The 21,503-nt window shown below is 44.2% G+C and carries 18 protein-coding genes; 9 read left to right on the top strand and 9 right to left on the bottom strand.

The genetic code is table 11. The features are described 5' to 3' along the window. Positions 1–36: 36 nt before the first annotated feature. Positions 37–1,431: an APC family permease gene (locus tag SNR28_RS20060; protein WP_375750400.1), complete on the top strand. Its 1,395-nt coding sequence runs from the start codon at positions 37–39 to the stop codon at positions 1,429–1,431. A 69-nt stretch (positions 1,432–1,500) separates the two neighbouring features. Continuing rightward, a complete protein-coding gene (locus SNR28_RS20065; protein ID WP_375750401.1) occupies positions 1,501–2,124 on the top strand; it encodes a TetR/AcrR family transcriptional regulator in 624 nt (207 codons plus the stop codon). A gap of 178 nt (positions 2,125–2,302) precedes the next feature. Here the strand turns inward: SNR28_RS20065 and SNR28_RS20070 are convergent, their stop codons facing one another. Both SNR28_RS20070 and argF read right to left on the bottom strand, forming a co-directional pair. Next, positions 2,303–2,833, bottom strand: coding sequence for a transposase (locus SNR28_RS20070; RefSeq protein ID WP_375749397.1), 531 nt, complete (start codon positions 2,831–2,833; stop codon positions 2,303–2,305). A gap of 249 nt (positions 2,834–3,082) precedes the next feature. After that, complete coding sequence (gene argF, locus SNR28_RS20075; RefSeq protein ID WP_375750403.1) at positions 3,083–4,138, bottom strand: ornithine carbamoyltransferase; 1,056 nt, start codon at positions 4,136–4,138, stop codon at positions 3,083–3,085. A gap of 317 nt (positions 4,139–4,455) precedes the next feature. Here argF and aguA point away from each other — a divergent pair, with 317 nt between their 5' ends. From aguA to SNR28_RS20090, 3 genes are all read left to right on the top strand, one after another. After that, positions 4,456–5,553, top strand: a complete 1,098-nt coding sequence (aguA, locus tag SNR28_RS20080) for an agmatine deiminase (protein ID WP_375750404.1) — start codon at positions 4,456–4,458, stop codon at positions 5,551–5,553. Between the two features lie 66 nt (positions 5,554–5,619). Further along, on the top strand, positions 5,620–7,008 hold the full coding sequence (locus SNR28_RS20085; RefSeq protein WP_375750406.1) for an APC family permease: 1,389 nt from the start codon (positions 5,620–5,622) through the stop codon (positions 7,006–7,008). Between the two features lie 210 nt (positions 7,009–7,218). Further along, complete coding sequence (locus tag SNR28_RS20090) at positions 7,219–8,184, top strand: sensor domain-containing diguanylate cyclase (RefSeq protein ID WP_375750407.1); 966 nt, start codon at positions 7,219–7,221, stop codon at positions 8,182–8,184. A 13-nt stretch (positions 8,185–8,197) separates the two neighbouring features. On the opposite strand, the gene SNR28_RS20095 is transcribed toward SNR28_RS20090, so the two are convergent. Continuing rightward, a complete protein-coding gene (locus tag SNR28_RS20095; protein ID WP_375750409.1) occupies positions 8,198–8,758 on the bottom strand; it encodes a TetR/AcrR family transcriptional regulator in 561 nt (186 codons plus the stop codon). A 147-nt stretch (positions 8,759–8,905) separates the two neighbouring features. Here SNR28_RS20095 and SNR28_RS20100 point away from each other — a divergent pair, with 147 nt between their 5' ends. Continuing rightward, complete coding sequence (locus SNR28_RS20100; protein ID WP_375750411.1) at positions 8,906–9,457, top strand: dihydrofolate reductase family protein; 552 nt, start codon at positions 8,906–8,908, stop codon at positions 9,455–9,457. An 18-nt stretch (positions 9,458–9,475) separates the two neighbouring features. Here SNR28_RS20100 and SNR28_RS20105 read toward each other — a convergent pair whose 3' ends face one another. After that, complete coding sequence (locus SNR28_RS20105; RefSeq protein WP_375750412.1) at positions 9,476–11,356, bottom strand: methyl-accepting chemotaxis protein; 1,881 nt, start codon at positions 11,354–11,356, stop codon at positions 9,476–9,478. A gap of 156 nt (positions 11,357–11,512) precedes the next feature. Between SNR28_RS20105 and SNR28_RS20110 the strand changes: the two genes are divergently transcribed. Beyond that, positions 11,513–12,226: a substrate-binding periplasmic protein gene (locus tag SNR28_RS20110; RefSeq protein ID WP_375750413.1), complete on the top strand. Its 714-nt coding sequence runs from the start codon at positions 11,513–11,515 to the stop codon at positions 12,224–12,226. Positions 12,227–12,281: 55 nt separating this feature from the next. On the opposite strand, the gene SNR28_RS20115 is transcribed toward SNR28_RS20110, so the two are convergent. The 4 genes from SNR28_RS20115 to SNR28_RS20130 all read right to left on the bottom strand — a co-directional run bounded on the left by SNR28_RS20115 (position 12,282) and on the right by SNR28_RS20130 (position 18,128). Further along, the gene (locus tag SNR28_RS20115) at positions 12,282–13,130 is read right to left on the bottom strand and encodes an ABC transporter ATP-binding protein (RefSeq protein ID WP_375750415.1); all 849 of its coding nucleotides are present in this window, start codon (positions 13,128–13,130) and stop codon (positions 12,282–12,284) included. 49 nt (positions 13,131–13,179) lie between these two features. Next, on the bottom strand, positions 13,180–14,148 hold the full coding sequence (locus tag SNR28_RS20120) for an ABC transporter permease (protein ID WP_375750416.1): 969 nt from the start codon (positions 14,146–14,148) through the stop codon (positions 13,180–13,182). Positions 14,149–14,214: 66 nt separating this feature from the next. Continuing rightward, entirely contained in the window at positions 14,215–15,528 is a 1,314-nt protein-coding gene (locus SNR28_RS20125; protein ID WP_375754127.1) for a CmpA/NrtA family ABC transporter substrate-binding protein, read from the bottom strand. A 578-nt stretch (positions 15,529–16,106) separates the two neighbouring features. After that, the gene (locus tag SNR28_RS20130; protein ID WP_375750418.1) at positions 16,107–18,128 is read right to left on the bottom strand and encodes an alkyl/aryl-sulfatase; all 2,022 of its coding nucleotides are present in this window, start codon (positions 18,126–18,128) and stop codon (positions 16,107–16,109) included. 116 nt (positions 18,129–18,244) lie between these two features. Between SNR28_RS20130 and SNR28_RS20135 the strand changes: the two genes are divergently transcribed. Continuing rightward, positions 18,245–19,144: a LysR family transcriptional regulator gene (locus SNR28_RS20135; RefSeq protein WP_375750420.1), complete on the top strand. Its 900-nt coding sequence runs from the start codon at positions 18,245–18,247 to the stop codon at positions 19,142–19,144. 117 nt (positions 19,145–19,261) lie between these two features. Continuing rightward, the gene (locus tag SNR28_RS20140; protein WP_375750422.1) at positions 19,262–20,209 is read left to right on the top strand and encodes a LysR family transcriptional regulator; all 948 of its coding nucleotides are present in this window, start codon (positions 19,262–19,264) and stop codon (positions 20,207–20,209) included. A gap of 328 nt (positions 20,210–20,537) precedes the next feature. On the opposite strand, the gene SNR28_RS20145 is transcribed toward SNR28_RS20140, so the two are convergent. Next, positions 20,538–21,425, bottom strand: coding sequence for a LysR substrate-binding domain-containing protein (locus tag SNR28_RS20145; RefSeq protein ID WP_375750424.1), 888 nt, complete (start codon positions 21,423–21,425; stop codon positions 20,538–20,540). Positions 21,426–21,503 lie beyond the last annotated feature (78 nt).

The following is a 21,503-nucleotide window of genomic DNA, read 5'->3' on the forward strand; positions in this document are numbered from 1 at the left end:
TTCCGGAGTGGATTTATATAAGCCAAGGAGCTTATTTTGGAAAAAACAACAAAGCTGGGTCTTTCTAGCATCGTATTTTTTGTGCTTGCAGGTCTTATTGGCATCGATGGATTAGTTCCAACCGCTAGCGTCGGCCCGTCCGTTTTTGGCTGGTGGCTACTGGTCATCCTTCTGTTCGTACTCCCTTATGTGTTTATTGTTTGCGAATTGAGTTCTGCTTTTCCCGGAGAAGGTGGCATCTACGAATGGACACTTCGGGGGATGGGTTCAAAAAATGCGGCTCGCGTAAGTTGGTATTACTGGATAAATGTTCCCTTTTGGATTCCATCGGTCTATCTCATTTGTGGCGGTATGCTGTCCGAACTATTTGGGGAAGACGTTGGCATATGGGGAATGATAGGTATCGCCATCGCTATGGTTTGGCTCACTGTTTTCATTACCAACGCATCACTTAATATCGGCAAAGTAGTCAATATCATTGGTGGCCTGTCTAAGGTCGCTATCATGCTAGGTTTTGCATTGGGTGGCTATCTGCTTGTAACCCATCAGGGAGAGCAAGTCGTTGAGCTGACCGTTGACACCATGAAACCGTCGATGGGTGCCTCATTTATTTACGCTCCTACCCTAATCTATATGTTCCTCGGGGTAGAGATCGTCGCTTGTATGGGCTCAAGTATTAAAAATCCGGAGCGCAATTTGCCACTTGGTATCCTGATTGCGATCACAATCATTCTTGTGCTGTATTGGTTTGCCACCTCTTCAATGATTATTGCTATTCCACAAGAAGATCTTTCTCTGGTCGGAGGGTTAGTACAAACCCTAGAGATATTATTTGGTAACTCCGGGACTGGTCGACTATTTACCATTGCACTCTCACTTTTAGGTGCTGTTGGACTATTTGCTTCCATTATTCCCTGGATAATGGCCGCTTCCCGCGCAGCGGCAGAAGCCGCAAATGCCAATGAAATGCCGGCTGTTTTTGCGCTCACAAACAAAAATGGCTCACCCTACGGTTCGAATATGTTGACGGGCGCTATCGCAACCATTGCATTGGTTGTATACGGATTTATGGCTGGAGACGCCGATGACCTTTTTTGGTCACTGTTCTCCTTCTCTAACTTCTTATTGTTCGTCACCTACTTTTTCTTCTTTATCTCATTTGTTCGCCTTCGGGTCATTGAGCCCAATGCGAGAAGACCATTTCGAGTTCCAGGCGGTACTGGCTTCGCCACCATATTTACGCTCGTTCCTGCGGTTATTCTCTTTGTGGCTTGCCTTCTTTTTGTATTCCCGGAAATACTGGAAGGCAAAATTGACTGGAGTTACTCAAGCCCAACCGTTATCGCCATCATTGTGTCGCTACTACTCATTGAAATCAGTATCAATCAGTTGCGAAAAAAACGTCAGGTTAACGCCACAATAGAAGAGTGAAGTAGATGCCTTCCGATTCAAAACGTTGTATAAGTTTAAGTTAATGCTATCAGTAGGTTGGACATTGGTATGAAAGCCTCCAGAAAGGAAAAGATAGACCGCATCAAAACCGCGCTCATTAACGTTGGATGCCGAAAAGAACTCAGTGAAATATCAATGTATGATGTGGCACATGAGGCCGGAATGTCACCTTCTACGGTTTACCATTATTTCTCGAACATGAATGAGTTAATACTGGACTATCTGGTTGATATCTTCAGTAGCTTCGAAGAGATAGTGAAAACCTGTACCGACAACCAACCCATTACTCACTGGAAGCAGATAAACAAGCTTATCCAAACGTCCCTTTCTGATTACTGCGACGAAAATGCGATCGTAAAAAACATTCTCTACACTCATCACCAATATCATGATGTTAAATCCGCAATTGTGGAAAAGGACAATGAGTTGGGTAACGAAATTGAGGCGATTTACAGACGCTATTTTGTACTGCCTCAGCTACCGACCACTCACAATATTTTTGTGATTGCACTGGAAGCAAGTGACAGCGTGTACTTCTCAAGAAATGTTGGTTTGAAAGATAAAGCCGTGAATGAAGAAGCGATCATCGTGGCGGAATCGTACTTGTCTCATTACCTACCCGATTACCTTCCAAAAGTGGAACCGAAAGCAAGCCCTGCCATTGGCTGGTAAAACTCTAGGCTGATTAACCCCACTTCATGCTAACTTTAGCGAACAGCCAAGAGTAAATGCTCATTTTTTCCCATTTTTTGTCAAAAACGATGTATTAAATATCGACTGCGATAACGCATAGTTACGCATAAACCTCGTTCCCACGCTCTGTGTGGTAATGCATATCGAGCTTAATAAATCACCACGACTTGCAAATATCAATCAGTCCGTTTTCACCTTCATAATTGCGTGCACTTGAATATCGCCAGTGGGTAGCCAGATCAACATATCCTCTTTTAACCGGATTTTGGTGGATATACTCAACCTTCTGACGCATCATCTCATCACTTTGTATCAACTCAGGATGCACTCCTTCCTGCCAAAACTGATAAGTGCGGTCATTCTTGTGTGCCTTTTTGTAAAACGCTAACTGGTCGAGTATCGTTTTTACTTTGTTCTGGTTTAAATACGAAATTAGCTGTTTGGCCGTGTAGGATTTAAATCGAGCGATATCTCGACTTAATTGTTGGCTCTGGACGACCATATGCAAATGGTTTTCCAATATTACGTAGGCATGTATTTTCACACCTTCGTTCATTAGAAAAGTTAGTGAATCAAACAAGATGTCTACGGTTTGTGGTCGGGTAAAAACAGGTATCCAGTGCAAAACTGTTAGGGTTACAAAGTGAGGGGCATCTTGGTGCACGATTTTGTACCGACTTCTTCCCATGTTTCCTCTTTGTTTTAGTTCACTCGTTGCTGATTATGCATTGAGGAAGGGATGGAAGATGGAAGAAAATGTGAACTATGCGGGGAACCTCTAGGTCAGGTATGCATTACCACGCAGAGCGTGGGAACGAGAGAACTTAGGTCGAGTTACATCACTACGACCGTCAAAGCGAGTATATCTCACTCACTAAACAAAAACGGAACCAGAGCACTAACTCTGATTCCGAATTTGCCTTTCTAAGATCAGGTATTATTTCAGGCGAGTATCAAGGAACTGCCTCAACTGCCCTTCCGTGTACTGGCGAAGTGACTCGTCTGCCGCTCTCAATCGTGGGTAAAGAAGCCATGTCAGCAATCCTCTTTGAGTATGCAGACGGTTTTCCGCTTCCTGGAAAACAATGGAACGAGTCGGGTGATCCATCACTTCGCTGGTGATCTCCACGTCCCGGTTAGCTGGCAGACAATGCAATGCCTTACAGTGTGCAGGAGCGCGTTCTAGCATATCCATGTTCAGCTGATATCTAGGCATAAATGCTTCCATGCGATCCGCTTCTTCATCCTCGTATCCGTAGTAAGTCCACACATCTGGAATAATAAAGTCTGCGTCTTTAATCGCTTCATCTACATCGTCGGTAACCACTAATGTGCCGCCAGTTACTGCCATCTTGTCGCGGATTTTCTGCTGTTCTTGCTCAGACATGGAGTAACGAGCTGGGGATGCCACTGTGTATCTCAGCCCTAATGTGGCACACATATGACCGGTCTCTTTACTCATGATGCCGGTATCTTCACGTGAATCACCAACAAATACCACGTGAATATCTTCCAGCTTTTTACCTTCTGGCAGGTGCTCAGACATAGTAAAGAAGTCACACACACCCTGTGTTGGGTGGTTGTAATAAGTCATCGCATTGAACACAGGAACCGTTGCATGCTCTGCCAGATTCAAAATGCATTCGTGCTCTTTACTTCTGAACATGATGCCGTGACACATGCTGGACAATATCTTCGCCGTGTCTTTGATCGCTTCATGTGAGCCAAAGTGAATCTCCCCGGGTTTCAGGTAGAGCGCATGGCCGCCTAAGTCGGTCATCGCTGTCTCAAACGAAACTCGGGTTCGTGTTGATGGCTCCTCAAAAATCATTGCTAAGGAGGTGCCTTTCAGTAGTTGCGGAACAGCCCCCTGCATATCCGCTTCTTTCAGCATTCTGATGGTTTCAAAGAGATCGAGCATTTCTTGTTTCTCTAGATCGATGGTGTCTAACAAGTGGTTTACGCGACCTGTTGTTCTTGTATTTGCGTGCATATCGGTTTCCCTTAATTCGCTTTCGTTAATCGACGTCAAAAATAGTAGTGACGAAAAGCCTGGGAAAAATATGAACGAATCAAATATCGAAAAAAGCAGCCTGAATTGAGGGCCATATGTGGCATATGACACACAACAATATCGTGGGATTTACAAGAATTCGATAAACAATACAGCTCACAGTTTGGTCAACTCTTAGCTGGTTTATTAGACAGGTCTCAAGATGAAACATAACCAAAACCAATAAGAGTTTGAGGGTGCAGAAAGAACAAATTGCATCACGAAAAAACCCTTTAGCGTTTTCCAAAAGGTGAAATATGTCTAAGAAACTTACTACTACACCAAAGGCTGATAACTTCCGAATGCCTGGTGAACATGAAGCTCAAGAAGCGATTTGGATCGCCTGGCCAGAGAGAACCGATAGCTGGCAGTGGGGAGCCAAACCAGCACAAACTGACTTTGTAGAAGTCGCCTCTGTTATCGCAGAAGAAACTCAAGTCAATATGATCGTTTCAAGCGGTCAGTACCACAACGCACGCCAGCAGTTACCTCCACATATTCGCGTGGTTGAAATGACAACCGATGACTCCTGGATGCGCGATATAGGACCAACCTATGTTGTTGATGACAAAGGTCATCGACGTGCTGTCGACTGGGAGTTCAACGCGTGGGGCGGTTTATTGGATGGTCTCTACTTCCCATGGGATTCCGACGATGCAATCGCCAGCAAGGTTGCAGAGTTTCATGGTGATAACTACTACCGTGCTCCATTTATATTGGAAGGTGGCTCTATCCACGTCGATGGCGACGGCACGGCCTATACAACTGAAGAATGCCTGCTCCATCCAAGCCGAAACCCGGATTTATCAAAAGAGGATCTGGACCGCTACCTAAAAGAATACCTGAACGTTGAGAAAGTGATTTGGCTGCCATTTGGCTTATACAACGACGTCGACACTAACGGTCATATCGACAATTTAATTCACGTCGCGCGCCCTGGAGAAATTGTCCTTTCCTGGACAGACGACGAATCTGACCCGCAATACAAGATTTCAAAAGAAGCGTTCGAAATTCTGAAGTCAGAGACTGATGCAAAAGGGCGTAAGCTGAAGATACATAAGCTACAAACTCCCGGACCACTCTACATCACCAAAGCAGAAGCAAAAGGCTTTGACGTTTGTGAAGGTATGGAAAGGAGTGCTGGAGAACGTTTAGCAGGCAGCTATGCGAACTTCCTGATCACCAACAACCGGATCGTCTTCCCTCTATTAGATGAAGCAACAGACAAACTGGCTGAAAACACATTGAAGGAGATCTTTCCATACCACGACGTTGTGGGTGTCAACGGGAGAAATATTCTATTGGGTGGCGGAAATATTCACTGCATCACACAACAAATTCCCGCGATTAAATAACCTTCTATTGCTGCTCTCACTTAAATATAAGCAGAGAGCGGCCTGATATAAGCTGAGGTGCTTATTATGGAAAATAAAACAAAAATGGGTCTGTTCAGCATCATATTCTTTGTGCTGTCGGGTCTTATCGGTATTGATGGCTTGGCGCCCGCAGCCGGTGTTGGTCCATCTGTATTTGGATGGTGGCTGCTGGTCATCGTTCTGTTCGTTCTGCCTTATGTGTTTATCGTTTGCGAACTGAGTGCCGCTTTCCCCGGAGAAGGCGGAATCTATGAGTGGACGCTTCGCGGTATGGGCTCAAAGAATGCGGCTCGTGTTAGCTGGTACTACTGGATCAACGTTCCTTTCTGGATTCCATCTGTATATCTGATTTGTGGCGGTATGCTGTCGGAATTGTTCTGGCCGGATATGAGCATTTGGGGAATGATTGGTATCGCCATTGTGATGGTTTGGGGAACTGTGTTTATCGCCAATGCATCGTTGGATACAGGAAAACTTGTAAACATGATTGGTGGTTTGTCTAAAGTCGCCATCATGCTGGCATTCGCTGTTGGTGGGTACCTGCTTGTTGCCAATCAGGGTGAGCAGGTCGTAGAGTTAACCGTCGATACAATGAAACCATCAATGGGAGCTTCTTTTATTTATGCCCCTACTCTGATCTATATGTTCCTTGGTGTGGAAACCATCGCTTGCATGGGTTCTAGCATCAAAAACCCTGAAAGAAATCTGCCTCTCGGTATTCTGATCGCGATTGCTATCATTCTGGCGCTTTACTGGTTCGCAACATCATCAATGATTATTGCGATTCCTCCGGAGGATCTATCACTTGTTGGTGGGTTGGTTCAGACACTACAAATTCTATTTGGCAGCACAGGAGCTGGACAAGTCATCACTATCACTCTTTCACTGCTTGCGGTACTTGGTCTGTTTACCTACATAATTCCGTGGATCATGGCAGCATCACGTGCAGCGGTTGAGGCTGCGAACGCAAAAGAGATGCCCGCTATTTTTGCTAAGACCAATAAGAATGGTTCACCATATGGTTCCAACATGCTGACCGGAATTATCTCTACCTTTGCGCTTGTGGTGTACGGCTTTATGGCTGGAAGTGCCGACGACCTGTTTTGGTCACTGTTCTCATTCGCCAACTTCTTGTTATTCGTTACCTACTTTTTCTTCTTTATCTCGTTTGTTCGTCTAAGAACACTTGAACCAGATGCAAAAAGACCTTTCAAGATTCCCGGAGGAAACAGCGTTGCAGTGTTAATAGCGATTGTTCCGTCAATTATTTTGATTGTTGCGTGTCTGCTGTTTGTCTTCCCGGACATTCTGATTGGTGTGATTGACTGGGGATACTCAAGCCCAACTATCATCGCCATCATCATGGCTCTGGTTCTTATTGAATTCAGTATAATCAAGCTCACTAAAACACGTTTAGAAGAACAAACCAGTTAACGCTCAATCTTTGTAATCCACTGCCCATTTTCTTATGGGCAGTTTTATTGACTATCACTTTCTATTCTCACTATCACAAATAACAAGCCTAGAAACCTAGATACCCAGAAGCCTTTCTACAACCACAAAGCTAATGCGCTAAACTACTATTATTGATATGCTGAATATTACGTATTCGGTTCGGTATAGAGAAGTGATGGTGGTAAGTCGATGGTCAAACGCTCTCAAATAGATAAAAGCCATTTTCTATTGGATAACCCGAGCGACCTGATTTCGCTGGATAAATGGCAACAAACGGTAAACTTACTCGCTGAGCTATTTCACGCTCCGGCAGGCTTTCTTGTTCAATATACCCCTGCTGGGTTTCAAACCACCATATGTAGCCAACAAGATACCAACCCCTACCCTCAAGGCATTATCATCGAACCTGACGTCAATATCTTTTGCCGAAGAATCGTTGAAACGGGAAAAGAGCTCTATGTAGGGAACGCTAAAATTGACCCATGCTGGGATACCAATCCCGAAGTTCATAATGACGGCTTTAGTTCCTATTTAGGTGTACCTGTATTTTGGCCAAGTGGTGAACCATTCGGCACATTTTGTGTAATGGATTATGAAGTTACTGACTACGCCGAGACTTACTTTAAGTTAATCAACCAGCTTAAGGATATTCTGGAATCGGACCTTGCTCTGCTGGATCTGTATACCGAAGTTCAGACACTCGCAATCACTGATGCGCTAACCGGGATCAGTAATCGGCGTGGTTTCCATACATTAGCAGATCAACGACTAAAACTTGCCAAGAGAATGAAGCAACCTCTTGCTCTGCTATATCTGGATGTCGATCAATTCAAGCTAATCAATGACACCCACGGTCATCAGGTCGGTGACAAAGTTCTGAAAAATGTTGCCCAGTCATTAGAAGAACACACTCGCGAATCAGATGTTATAGGACGCATCGGTGGTGATGAATTTGCGGCTCTAATGCTTTTAAATCACCCTAACGACATAGACAGTGTCACAGATGCGCTGATGCAATCCATCAACAATAGCAGGTCACCCGAGTTGCCCGATTTTGGCATTACTATTGGTAGTACAGTTGTAAACGAGACTCAGGATATTGCTCATCTTCTTGATGTAGCCGATCAAGCGATGCTGAAAAACAAAAGGCGCTAAAAGGCCAAGCAGTCTAAATGTTTTCCAGCCCATTACAGTACATAGCCAAAGGTCCCTCTAACATTTCTATATTTAGTTTGGTTCGATCACTGTTGCAGTTAAGCGCGAGCGCGTATCCGTGCAAATAATCCACCAATAGATCAAGCGCATTCTTCGCGGAAACATCATCTAAGTTCAATGGCGCAATAACGGACTGAAACCTTTCTGCAAATACTTCTGCGGGGCTTTCAGAGTCCATAGAGAGAAGTATTTCCAGCAAACCAGGATAGTCATTTAACAAGGCTAAGTAGCTGGCACACAGTGCATACAGTTCGGGTTTCCACTCTTCACTCTCTACTGGCTCATAGACATCTTCTATCAATGACGTAGTGATCGCCTCCAGCAGTTTGTTTTTGTTCTCGAAATAGTAGTAAATCGCCATCGCGTCGACATTTAACTGAGATGACAACTTACGAATACTCGGCACTTTCCCGTCTTCTTTCATAAGAGATTTAGCCATCTTCATGATGATATCAGCACTAAGCTGACTACCAGCTCCTTTTGGTCGGCCTCGTTTTTTCTCCTTGACAGACATTCTTATCCCTCGATAGACTAATATTAATTTCTACAATGTAGAATTATTATAAATCATGCCAATCGTAATGCCAAGGATGAAGTAACGATTCGCACAATCAAACGAATCCATAAACGGTTCCATAAACCACAGCTTAATGGTGACAAAATGAAATGTTCTGTATTCATCGCAACAAGTGTTGATGGCTTCATTGCTAAAAAAGACAACAGCTTAGATTGGCTACACAGTGCGGGGAAACCTGAGATAGAAGTAGATAATGGCTGGAACAGTTATATCGCCACTATCGACTGTTTAATCATGGGGCGATCCACGATGGAAGTCATCTCTGCAATGAACCTGACAGAAGAACAATGGCCCTATGGTGACATACGAATCGTTGTGCTGAGTAACACATTGAAAGAAGCACCTAAAAACATGCGGGGTAAAGTTGAAATGTATTCAGGCGAACCAAACGAGTTGATAGCTAAATTAGAGGGTGAAGGTTATCAACATGCTTACATTGACGGTGGAAAAACCATCCAGACCTTCCTTGGCCTTGAGTTGATCGATGAAATGACCATCACTCTTGCCCCTATCTTGTTGGGAGAAGGCATTCCGCTGTTTGGCAACACAGCGAATGACATCAAGCTAGAACAAGCAGGGGCAACTGCTTTTGCCAATGATTTTGTTCAGGTGAAATACACCGTCAACTACCAGTAACGCGGTTCAACTTGCACCTTACAATCTGAATATCTCAACCGACTTATTAAGAGATTCAGCGACACTCGTTAGCTCCTGCGCCTTAGCAGTATTACTGTTGGAGCTCTCGAAGGTCGCTTTTGCTAAATCATTGATTTCCACTACATTGGCATTAATTTCCGAAGCGACATGAGTTTGTTCCTCTGCTGCCGTGGCAATTTGATTGTTCATATCGAGTATCATGGTGATTGAGTTCTGTATCGACTGCAATGCCATGTTTGCTTCTTCGGACTTGCTGGCCGTATTTTGAGCATCAGATACATTCGTTTCCATTAGCTGAACAGATCGCTGCGCCTCACTCTGAAGCCGGGTGATCATTTCCTGAATTTCATTGGTGCTCTCTCTGGTGCGATTCGCCAGATTGCGAACTTCATCTGCAACTACCGCAAAGCCACGACCATGCTCACCCGCTCTCGCGGCTTCAATTGCTGCGTTTAGTGCCAACAGATTTGTTTGCTCTGATATTCCTTCGATAACCTCAAGGATACCACCAATGCTTTGAGTTTCTTGCTCAAGCTTGTTGCTCACCTCTACAACGTTGGCAATGCCTTCAACCAGTGTGTTGATGTTTTGATTCATCTCGCCCACAACAGACATACCACGTTCAGAGTGACTATTAGCTTCCTGTGCGGCACTAGAGGCTGACAATGCATTCCTTGCCACTTCATCAACGGTCACCGTCATTTCATTCATTGCCGTTGAAGCTTGCTCAAGTTGCACCATCTGACGTTCAGAGCTGCGATTCACTTCAGATGCAGCACCAGACATTTGAACCGAAGAGTCGTTAAGATGCTCTGCGGCTTCATTTATTCGCTGGATAATAGAGCGAAGATTAGAAACCATGGCCAATGTCGCTGATAGGATTCCTGTATCATTATTACTGCCCTTCGCAGCGACACTCAGGTCTCCATCAGAGACACTTTTCACCATTTGTTCGATCTCTTTAGGCTCTCCACCAATAGGTTGGTACATCAATTTGGTAATTAAAATATAAGTGATTCCAAGCGTAAGAAATATCAGAACTACCGCAATCACAATTCCTTCAATTAGGTTACTGTTAGATGCAGTATTAATGTTTTCCCACGAGTCCCAAGACCAAACCGTCCAACCTGTTGCATCTGCCTTCGCGTTGATCACAAAGTACTCATTTCCATCAAAGGTATAGGTATGGCTGCTGCCTGGCTGATCCTTATACTGACGATAAGACGGACGCTCGTCGTAGAGATTTTTACCTACATACTCGGGATACTTTGCCGCCAGCACGAAACCATCTTCTCGTGCCGCAAAAATCTGATTGTTCTCAGTCAGGCTTTCAATAAACTCTGAGATTGCGTTCACGGGAATATTTGCGCATAACGTCGCAACAACTTTTCCATCGCGTATTACCGGAACCCCCAGAGCCATAACTAGATGCCCCTCGCTACTTGTATAGGGTGTGGTGATAATGTTTCTTTCTCCGGCAAACAAACGGTTATACCATTCTCGATTCAAGTCCTTTGCATTGAAATTAGGTATTTGCCCTTTAGGTAGGTAAGTAATTCCACTTTTTAGTCCAACATAGGACGAGAGAACATCTAAGTTGTTCTCAACATGTTTTAGCTGTTTAGTCATCTGGCCTATATCAATATTGCCTTCTTTATCGATCGCCAAACTATCACTAATCAAGTTCAGGCTATCAAAATAGCGCTGAATTTTTTGTTCCACGGCATTGGAGATGAGAAATGCCTGATCGTTCAACTTCTGTGTATAGCTATCAACCGAGGCTGATTTAAAGTTAAAGAAGCTGATCAGGGTGATGAGTAACATCACACCCGCAAAAAGAACTCCGGTCAAACTCAGAAGTTTAAATTTGGCAGTCATATAAACCGTCCTAATGTTGGGTTCATTGGATTTTTGAAATAGCTATATCTAGTTTGTTATCAGTAAAGTCTAGGAGAAATAGAACAGGCTTCAAGCGACATCGCCACTAAAGAAAAGCAGCTATACTTTTTTGTAATAAGCTTTTGGGTGCTAGTCATGAACAAACTCTCGATTCTACTGACCATTATTATTTTCCAGCTTTTTCCAGTAAAAGGATCCTCGACAGAGGCTCTGGAGTTTGTACGAATAGAAGGGCTTGCAGAACAAATCGCAGGTGAGGCCGTTATAAACGAGGTGTATCAACGTTTAGGCTATGACGTTTTAATTACGCCGATGCCCGGTAAACGAGCTTTCTATGAATCAGCCCGAGGAGGACGCGACGGGGAGATGCTCAGAATATGGTCCTATGGTAAAACAAACCCGTCACTCATTCGCATTCCAATCCCTGTCGCGTATATTGAAACACAAGCCTTCGCACGTTCTGATTTTAGTTACATCCATAAAGACAGAGCGAACTATGAGTATGCGATAGTACGTGGTGTTCAGCATACGCTCGATGCAACGATGACTTTCGACAAAGTCGTTGAGTTCACAGAGTCATCAACCATGATGTCATTTGTCCTGCTAGGACGAGCAGATATTGCTCTTTCTTCCAATCTTGATGGTCGCTATCAGCTTAAATTATTGGGAATTAAAGATGTTGTTCCGGTTGGAAAGGTATGGGCTCGCCATCCACTCTACCACTACGTGCATGAAAGACATCAGGCGCTGATTCCCGATATAACAAAGATGATTGCTGAAATGGAAAGCAATGGAGATTTGGAGAGGTTGTGGCACGAAGCACTCACTAACCTGCTTGATCCAGAATAATAGATGTGTAGGAACCCTGCCATATCAATCAGGGCTCCTGTGTATTCAAAATTAGTTAAGCAGTTTTCACTTCTTTCGGTGTCACCACGGACTTCTTCTCTTTTGACGTCGAGATCGGCTCTACCTTCACCTGCTTTTCATACAAGAATCGCAATACCGACTGACGATACTTCTGATATGTCGCATCATCGGCCAACTCTACCCGATTACGTGGTCTTGCGAGCTCAATATCCAGAACTTCACCGATGGTGGCTGCTGGGCCATTTGTCATCATCACAATTTTGTCTGACAACAAAACGGCTTCATCAACGTCGTGAGTAATCATAATCACGGTGTTATTCAGCTCTGCCTGAATCTTCATCAAAGAATCCTGCAAGTGCGCTCGCGTTAACGCATCCAGTGCACCGAATGGTTCATCCATCAATAACACCTTGGGTTGCAAAGCGAGTGCACGCGCGATACCCACACGCTGTTTCATACCACCAGAGATTTCATCCGGTTTTTTATCAGCAGCGTGCTGCATCTGAATCAGCTCAAGATAGTGCTCGACCTGCTCCTTAACCCAGGACGCTGACTTGCCTTTGCCAACCTGCTTAACCGCTAGCTCAACATTCTGATAAACCGTTAACCACGGGAGTAGAGAATGGTTCTGGAATACCACCGCACGCTCCGGGCCCGGTCCATCTACCTCTTTACCATCAACAATCACTCCACCGTCAGTCGCTTCAAGCAGACCAGCTACAAGATTCAGAACCGTTGACTTACCACAGCCTGAGTGACCAATCAGCGATACAAACTCCCCCTGATTGATGTGCAGGTTTACATCTTTTAGTGCAACAAACTCGCCCTTTGGTGTTGGAAATCGCATTCCCAACTGGGTTAAATCTAAAAATACCTTCGACATAACTTAATTCCTTTTCCCAGTTATTTTGGTTTAGCTCAATCGCTTCCAACTACCTAAGCTCTTGTTTCTTATCCCACGATAGTTTCTTCTGTAGCATTAACATTCCTCGGTCCAGTAGAAGACCAATAAAACCGATAGTAATCACTGCGACCATGATTCGGCCTAAAGATGCAGAACTGCCATTTTGAAACTCATCCCAGACAAACTTACCAAGCCCTGGGTTTTGCGCCAGCATCTCTGCGGCAATCAATACCATCCATGCGATACCCAGTGATAGTCTCAAACCAGTGAAAATCATAGGAATAGCCGAAGGCAGAACGATGGTACGAATGTGCTGCCACCAAGAAAGACGAAGTACCTTACTTACGTTTACCAAATCTTTATCAACGCTAGTGACGCCCACTGCCGTGTTGATCAGTGTTGGCCATAAGCTACATAGAGCGACCGTTAGTAAGGAGTTAACGAAAGACTTAGGTACTAAAGGGGCGCTACTTACGTAAGTGGCACTCACTACCATGGTCACAATTGGAAGCCATGCCAGAGGTGATACCGGTTTAAGTAACTGAATAATTGGGTTAAAGGCCTGGTATAGCCCCTGGTTTAGGCCAAGGATGATACCAAGAGGAATCGCTATCATTGATGCCAGAATAAAACCACACGCCACCGTGATAAGGCTGGTGCCTATCTGGTCAAAAAAGGTCGGCTTTCCGGTGTAAGGTCGGATCTTTACCTTAGCATCCGGGTTTTTCGCCAGCTTGGCAGCATTTCGCTTCTCTTGTCTCTCGATAAACGCGACTTCTTTTTCACGCTCTTCTACATGTTCACCTATCAGGTTAACGAACTGAGTGTAGGTCTGCACAGGGCCAGGAAGGGTGCCCAGTGAAGTCTGTACCTGTTTCGCAGATACATGCCACATAAAGAGGAAAAGCATAATTCCGAGTACTGGAAACAAAATCAGCTTTGACTGATTGGCTACCAATTTTCGACCTGGTAGCATAGATATAACATTGCTAGACATAATAACGACTCCTATAGGGCCCGGAAAACTCAGGCCCTAACCTTTAATCCTTTGGTAATGTATTGCTTAGACTTTATCTGCGCCTTTCAGACCAATTGAGAACTTTTTTAGGTACTCATTTGGTTTTTTACCGTCATAGACGATGTTGTCAATAAAGTGAGTTTGTGGAGATCGGAACCCGTCTTCTTTGCTAAACTCCGGGAAGTCACTTGCTTTAAGGTAACCATCTTCAATCAGAGCTTCTGCTGCTGCCTGATAGATGTCAGGACGATATACCTCTTTTGCTACATCCATGTACCAGTTGTCATCTTTCGCTTCAGAAATCTGTCCCCAGCGGCGCATCTGAGTCAGGTACCAGATTGCATCACTGTAGTACGGATAAGTTGCGTTGTAGCGGAAGAACACGTTGAAATCTGGCACTTCACGCTTATCACCTTTCTCGTACTCAAATGTCCCTGTCATACTGTTGGCGATAACTTCTGCGTCCGCACCTACGTACTGACTCTTCGCCAGCATCTTCACGGCTTCTGGTCGGTTGGCGTTATTATTCTCATCCAGCCATGCTGCTGCTCGGATCATCGCTTTCACAACACGAATGTGAGTGTTCGGATACTTCTCAGCCCAAGCTTTGGATACACCAAATACTTTCTCCGGGTTGTTTTTCCAGATCTCGTAGTCCGTTACAACAGGAACACCGATACCTTTGAATACGGCCTGCTGGTTCCACGGTTCACCCACGCAGTAGCCTTTGATGGTGCCCGCTTCCATGGTTGATGGCATCTGAGGTGGTGGCGTTACAGAGAGAAGGACATCTGCATCTTGCTGACCACTGTTATCACCAGATTCAGGTGCATAGTAACCAGGGTGAATACCACCAGCTGCCAGCCAGTAACGTAACTCGTAGTTGTGAGTTGATACCGGGAATACCATGCCCATATTGAACGGTTTACCCTGATCCTGATAACTGGTTACCACAGGCTTAAGAGCATCTGCCTTGATTGGGTGGACAGGCTTGCCGTCTGGTTGCATTTCAAGGTAAGGCTTCATCTGCTCCCAGGTGTCATTGGAAACCGTAATACCATTACCATTAAGATCCATACTAAATGCGGTGATAACCTCTGCTTTAGTACCAATGCCGATGGTGGCACCTAATGGCTGGCCGGCAAGCATATGTGCACCGTCCAGCTCGCCGTCGATAACGCGGTCTAATAGGACTTTCCAGTTAGCCTGAGCTTCCAGGGTTACGTACAGGCCTTCATCTTCAAAAAATCCCTTTTCATAGGCAACGGCAAGCGGTGCCATATCTGTTAGCTTGATAAAACCAAACTTCAGATCTTCCAGCTCTGGTTCACCCACTTCTGCCCATGCTGTATTGACCATACAGGTAGCAGACAGGGCGATTCCCGTCGCTAATTTCACCGCTTTTCTAATTGCTGACTTCTGCATATGAATTCTCCATTTCAATTGCTAAAACTTGTTTGTGCTGTGGTTGAGCTTAATTTTTATTTTGTAATAGCTTTATCAAGGAGTGTGCCAACGTGAATTTAATTAATTAATTCATAAAGTTAAGCCTTATTTTAAATTTCATCTAAACCGGGAGCGCATTTTTATAGTGCACCTCGCACCAATGTTATTTTTTTTGCGTAACCCCAAAGAGGTAGTCAATCCCAAGTTCCATATGTGATACGGTTCTCTTTTATTCTGAAATGTTCTTGCGAGGAATGACCAGATACGTGATATTGGTGGATGTGCTTGGCACATAATATAAAAACAATAAAAACAAGAGACTTTATTATGAAGAAGACTAGAAGAATGCAGCTGCAACGCTGCCGACATCAGTACTGGAAAGAACACTCAAAAAAGTGATTTCCGGGAAAAAATAGAACGGGGCCAATTGAATTGGCCCTTTTTGCATTTTGGAGGACAATAAATCTTCCGATTCACATACCACTTAGGCGTTATTTCTTAGGCATCGGCAAAATTTCAAACATGCCATCAAACTTATCTAATGTTCCTGCCAGCTTATCTAAAAGCGATGCATCACCTTTTATTTCAGCCTGACCTGATTGAACCAGCGCTTCTACCGTGGTCTGCCCTAACACCACTTGAGTAAAGTCGGTTTTGTTTATTACAAGTTCAAAGTCTACTGCGGGTAGTCTGTCGACTTCGATGTTCGACATGTTAGCGTTTGAAACCTCACCATAGTAATGCTCTTCAAGATCCGGATGATAAACACCAAAGTTGAAGTTCAACCCAGCAGTTTCGGCTTTTGGCGCATTCAAACTTACTGCAATGAAATCGAGGAACATACCTGTTGGTGTATTCGCAATAACATCAGCAGAAGCCAGCTTTATAGATGGCTGAACTTCACCAGTACGTAGCTCAACCGCACCCTGCAGGTAGCTATTACGCCAGGCCATGGTTTCAGACTGATAACCTTGCTGCTCAAAACTGTCAGCCAGTGCAAATCGGTATTTAATATTGTCAGGGTCACACTGCACTAAATCATTAAACAACTGAGACGCTTCCTGATACTCACCATTGCTGAAATGCGCTGTACCCGCGTTATAAAGAGTGTCTGCACCAGCCGCGTTTACATAAACGCATGACTTCTCTGTACTCTGCAATGGGTTCGTATTAACCGGATTCATATCGTGATATCCGAGATACAAATTGACAACTGCTCGCGCATTGTGGCTATAAGAACCGTGGTATCCGTTAGTGTGCCATGTGTCAATTTGAGATTGAGGCACTATTTTTTCTATCTCTCGGCCAACATCGTTGATGGTGACACCATGGTTTGCCAGCCTCATCGCCTGATTGTGAATAAATCCGTAATTGTCACGCTGAAGCGCCATGTATTCAGAAATTTCGTTTATATCAGTATCAGCCTCATTCCATACAGGGGCCGAATGTGCAGCGTGAATGTTGTCCACCAGACCACTATCGACATAACGCATCTTTAATTCTGTTAAATATTTGGTCCATATCAGAGCATCGCGCACTTTAGCACCTCGGAAGGTGTAAATGTTGTGCATGCCATCGTAAGTCAGCTCAGCCGTATTGAGTGAACGATATTCAGGTACATACAGAACGATTTCTGCTGGTGCTTCGGCTCCGGGCATATTAATGGCGTGAAACTCCAGTCCATCAATTGTTATCGCCTTTTCCCGCTCCTGAATCTCTTCTGTTGGTGCAACCAGTGTCACTTCTCCACGAGAGGTACCCAGCCCGAGCGCATTGTCTACGATGCCTTTAGTATTGTTGTCTAAGGTTGTACCGTACTGATAGTTAGCGCGTCGTCCCATAGCAGTACCCGCTATAACGTTCTCGTCTGCTAGCTCTTTAATAAAGTCTTTTGGTGCATAAATCTGTGCATCATCGGCAAAATCCCCAGATTCAAAGATACCCCGTGACCCGCCAAAGTGGTCTGCATGCATATGCGAATAGATCATGCCAGTAATTTTGTGTTCACCGTTAATTTTTGGAAGGTGCTCTTTCGCGAACGCCCATGATGCAGCCGCGGCCTCTTTAGAAAGAAGAGGATCATGAATAACATAACCGTTATCACTACGGTAGATTGTCATATTTGAAAGGTCTGCACCGCGAATCTGATAAACCCCGTCCGTTACCTCATACAGTCCACCAGCAGCATAGTTCAACATTCCCTGACGCCAGATAGATGGGTTCACCGTTGATGGTAAGTCATCCACTGACATGTCCGTCATGTATTCAAAACGATTTTTCAGCTCTCCAGCCTCGTGTGTTCCGAACTCAGCAATCAAACCACGGCTTGTACGGTCAAACGCAGTGGTATCTTCCCACGGAAGCATTTTAGAAACTGCGGCGTTTGCTTCAACCGTATGTTCGGATGCTGGCTTGCCTTCATACGTGTCTATTGATGCATAGTCATTAGCTGTCGCACCAAAAGAAACAATGATTGCTAAAGACAAAGCAGAAGGAGTAAAACGAGTATTCATAACGTGCCCCTGTGAGGTTTGATTTCGTGTATGGGGCTAATTTATCGCGTTGACACATACCAATACATGCATGAAAATATATTTAACACATCACGAACTGTTATGTTTGAGGCCAAATGCTAGCAAATCTGGATCTGAACCTACTTAAGGTGTTTGTTGCGGTATATCGGCATGCATCCATCACACTCGCTGCAGAAGAAATGAATATGACGCAGCCTGGAGTCAGTGGCCTTTTAAAGCGGTTGCAGCAACAAGTAGGAAGCCAACTATTTGTTCGTGCAGGGCGTGGTATCGCACCAACTCAACACGCTCATGAACTGATGCGCCATGTTGAACCTGCACTCATTCAGATCAGCAACGCGATTGAAAACCTGGAAGGGTTTAATACCGAGTATCCAAGGAACTTTGTCATCTATACATCGGAACCAGTTATGCTAATGCTGCTTCCGAAGATAGAAGCTGATGCCAGCCTAGGCAACATCTCAATCGAGCTGCAACCAACTCATGCAGACGAGGAGCAATTGATACATGACCTAAGCCAACATCAGGCAGATTTGGCAATAGAGTTCTCCAACTACTCTACATCTTCTTTTTTTACTGAGGAGTTGTTTGAAGATGACATCTGTATTATCACGCGTAAGAATCACCCTCGTTTATCTGAGAAAATAAATGTAGCTCAATACTACGAAGAGAAACACATCACATTAAAGCTTCGAAGAGAAGATTCTTATCTTGCGGATTATTTTACCGAAGAGAATATGAGAGAAAGGAAAGTAGCCGCAGAATGTACCTCTCTTTTGTCTCAAATGTCACTGGTTGCGACCAGCGACAGCATTGCGGTGACGTCACGTCATATCGCCAGCCTGTTTTCGGATAAACTGGGAATTCAGGCTCTACAACCACCTTTTAATACCATACCTATTCGCTATCGCTTAATGGTTCATAATCGTGAGCGGAACAGCCCTTCAAATATCTGGCTGCGGAACAAGATAAAGTCGTACTTCGAGTCTACGTGAATGAGTAGCCAGTAGTGAGTTCTATTGGCCAATTTTCTGATTATGGTTTTGTACGAAAACTTCTTCCGTAATATATTGGCTTGTGAAAAAAATATCTAAAGATCAAGGTAGAAAATCATGGCAATAACCAATCAGCTAGCGCTATTTCAGGATGTGGTTCAACAAGGTTCTTTCAGTAAAGCCGCTGATTTACATGATATGGACAAATCTTCCCTGTCTAAGCAAATTAAGAAGCTGGAAGCTGAACTGGGCGTTCAACTGCTTAATCGTTCTACCCGCTCTTTCTCTCTGACGCCCGCAGGTTATGAGATCCTTGAACAGACACAATCGTTGATGAATACCTTGCATCACATACAAGGTATCGCAGATTCATATCAGTCAGAGCCAAAAGGTAAATTGCGCATCACTGCATCCGTTCACTTTGGGCAGCTTTATCTTCAACCTGTTATCACGCAGTTTATGAAGCGGTATCCAGAGGTAGAGATCACTCTGTCTTTAGAAGATATTCGAACAGACATTATTGCTGACCATTTTGATATCGCTTTTCGGATAGGCAAACTTGAAGACTCTAACCTTATCGCCAGAAAACTCGCAGAAACCAATTTTGCTCTTGTTGCTTCAGAAGAGTTTATTAATAAACACGGCAGACCACAGACACCCGAAGAACTGATAGCGCTGCCCGCTGTTATCTACAGCAATAAAAACGTAAGTATCGACCTGATTCAGATAGGTGAAGAGCCACACAGCAAAGTGATCAAAAGCTATAAAATGAAAGGAAGTTACCGCACCAGTGATGTTCGGTCTGTCGTTGAAGCGGTAAAAGATGGACTAGGTTATTCGCTTATTGACCTTTTTAATCTGGAACAGTCCATTGATAAATTGAAGTTAATCCCGTTATTGACTGATTATCATCTGTCTACCATGGAGACCGGAATTTATGCGGTCTACCCTCACCGTAAGCAGACCAAATTAGTCACAGAGTTTATCAACGCATTTCAGGAGTATATTGGTACACCTCCGTTCTGGGAGAAGCATATACCTGGTTATGAAGATATGTATAAATAGGTGTAGAAGAGTCTATACTCAAGTGACCTCAAGATGCAGGATTCAGAGCTACATCAGAAGCGTTAGTTCAAGGAAAATATTTGTAGGAATGGCATTCCCTTTCAAGAATATTTGACGAAGAAATAACGCTTCTGATGAGCTCCCGAAGGGCGAGTTTTATTCGCTTCTACTCTGCGTTACTGATTTTTGATGTAGAACCACTATACCTTCAAATCAGTGTCTTGATTAAAAACGAATAAATTCTCGCTGAAAATGCATCTAGAGATTACTTGAGTATAGTCCCAGCTAATTTCGGTCTACTCCCCCCAACAAACCAGAATGCCCTCGCTTATACAGGCCGGTTCTCACAATGTCGAACAAAACTTTGGATAAGCGGGCTGCGATACTTCTCCTTGTGAAGTAACAACCAGAATTCTCTTTTCATATCTATTGGCACGCCAACTTGTTGAATACGGCCTTCACGAATAGCCGAATCCGCAGATAGTTTTGAAATGCAGCTAAAGCCTAATCCCGCAGAAACACTATTAATCAGTGCTTCTGTGGTGTTGAGTCTGAAACCCTCTCTCCAGCTAACCAACTGAGATGCGACAACCGTCAGAAAAAACTCTCGGGTACCAGATCCCGACTCTCTTAATATCCAATCCTGATTTTCCAGCTCAGACAAAGCATGCAGATCTGTTCCTGCCAGTTCATGCTCTGGTGGACAGATAATACACATTTCATCCTGGGAGAACCGACTTGCCAGCAACTCTGGATGCTGTGCTTCCCCTTCAATAAGCGCAATGTCTAGTTCGTAGTCCGATAGCTTCTGACAAATCTCAGCGGTGTTAGAGATAAATACACTCTGGGAACGATGTTGCGTCTTCCGTCGAAAGTGACTCAGCATAAATGGAAGTAATTGATTCCCGATGGTATCACTCGCACCAATTTTAAGTGTCCCGGACAACTCAGTATCGCTGTTAAACAAGTCTTCAATATTAGTTGAACGGCAGACCAACTCATCGGCAAGAGGCAAAAGTTTTTGTCCTTCTTGATTTAGGATAAGACGATTGTTGGCCCGATCAAATAGGGTATGCCCCAACTGTTTTTCTAGCTCTGACAACGCCATACTAACCGCAGCTTTAGACAAATAAAGCTTCTCTGACGCTTTTGTGAGCGTATGGTGCTGAGTAATAGCGACAAACACCCTAAGTTGCTTGAGTGTTATGTTATTCATTGAGTTGTACCTGTTTAGTTTTTCTGAACACATGTATAGATTTATTAGATATATTAGAACAACAAGAGCAATTAAAAT

The organism is Vibrio iocasae, from assembly GCF_042245395.1.
Classification (GTDB): domain Bacteria; phylum Pseudomonadota; class Gammaproteobacteria; order Enterobacterales; family Vibrionaceae; genus Vibrio; species Vibrio iocasae.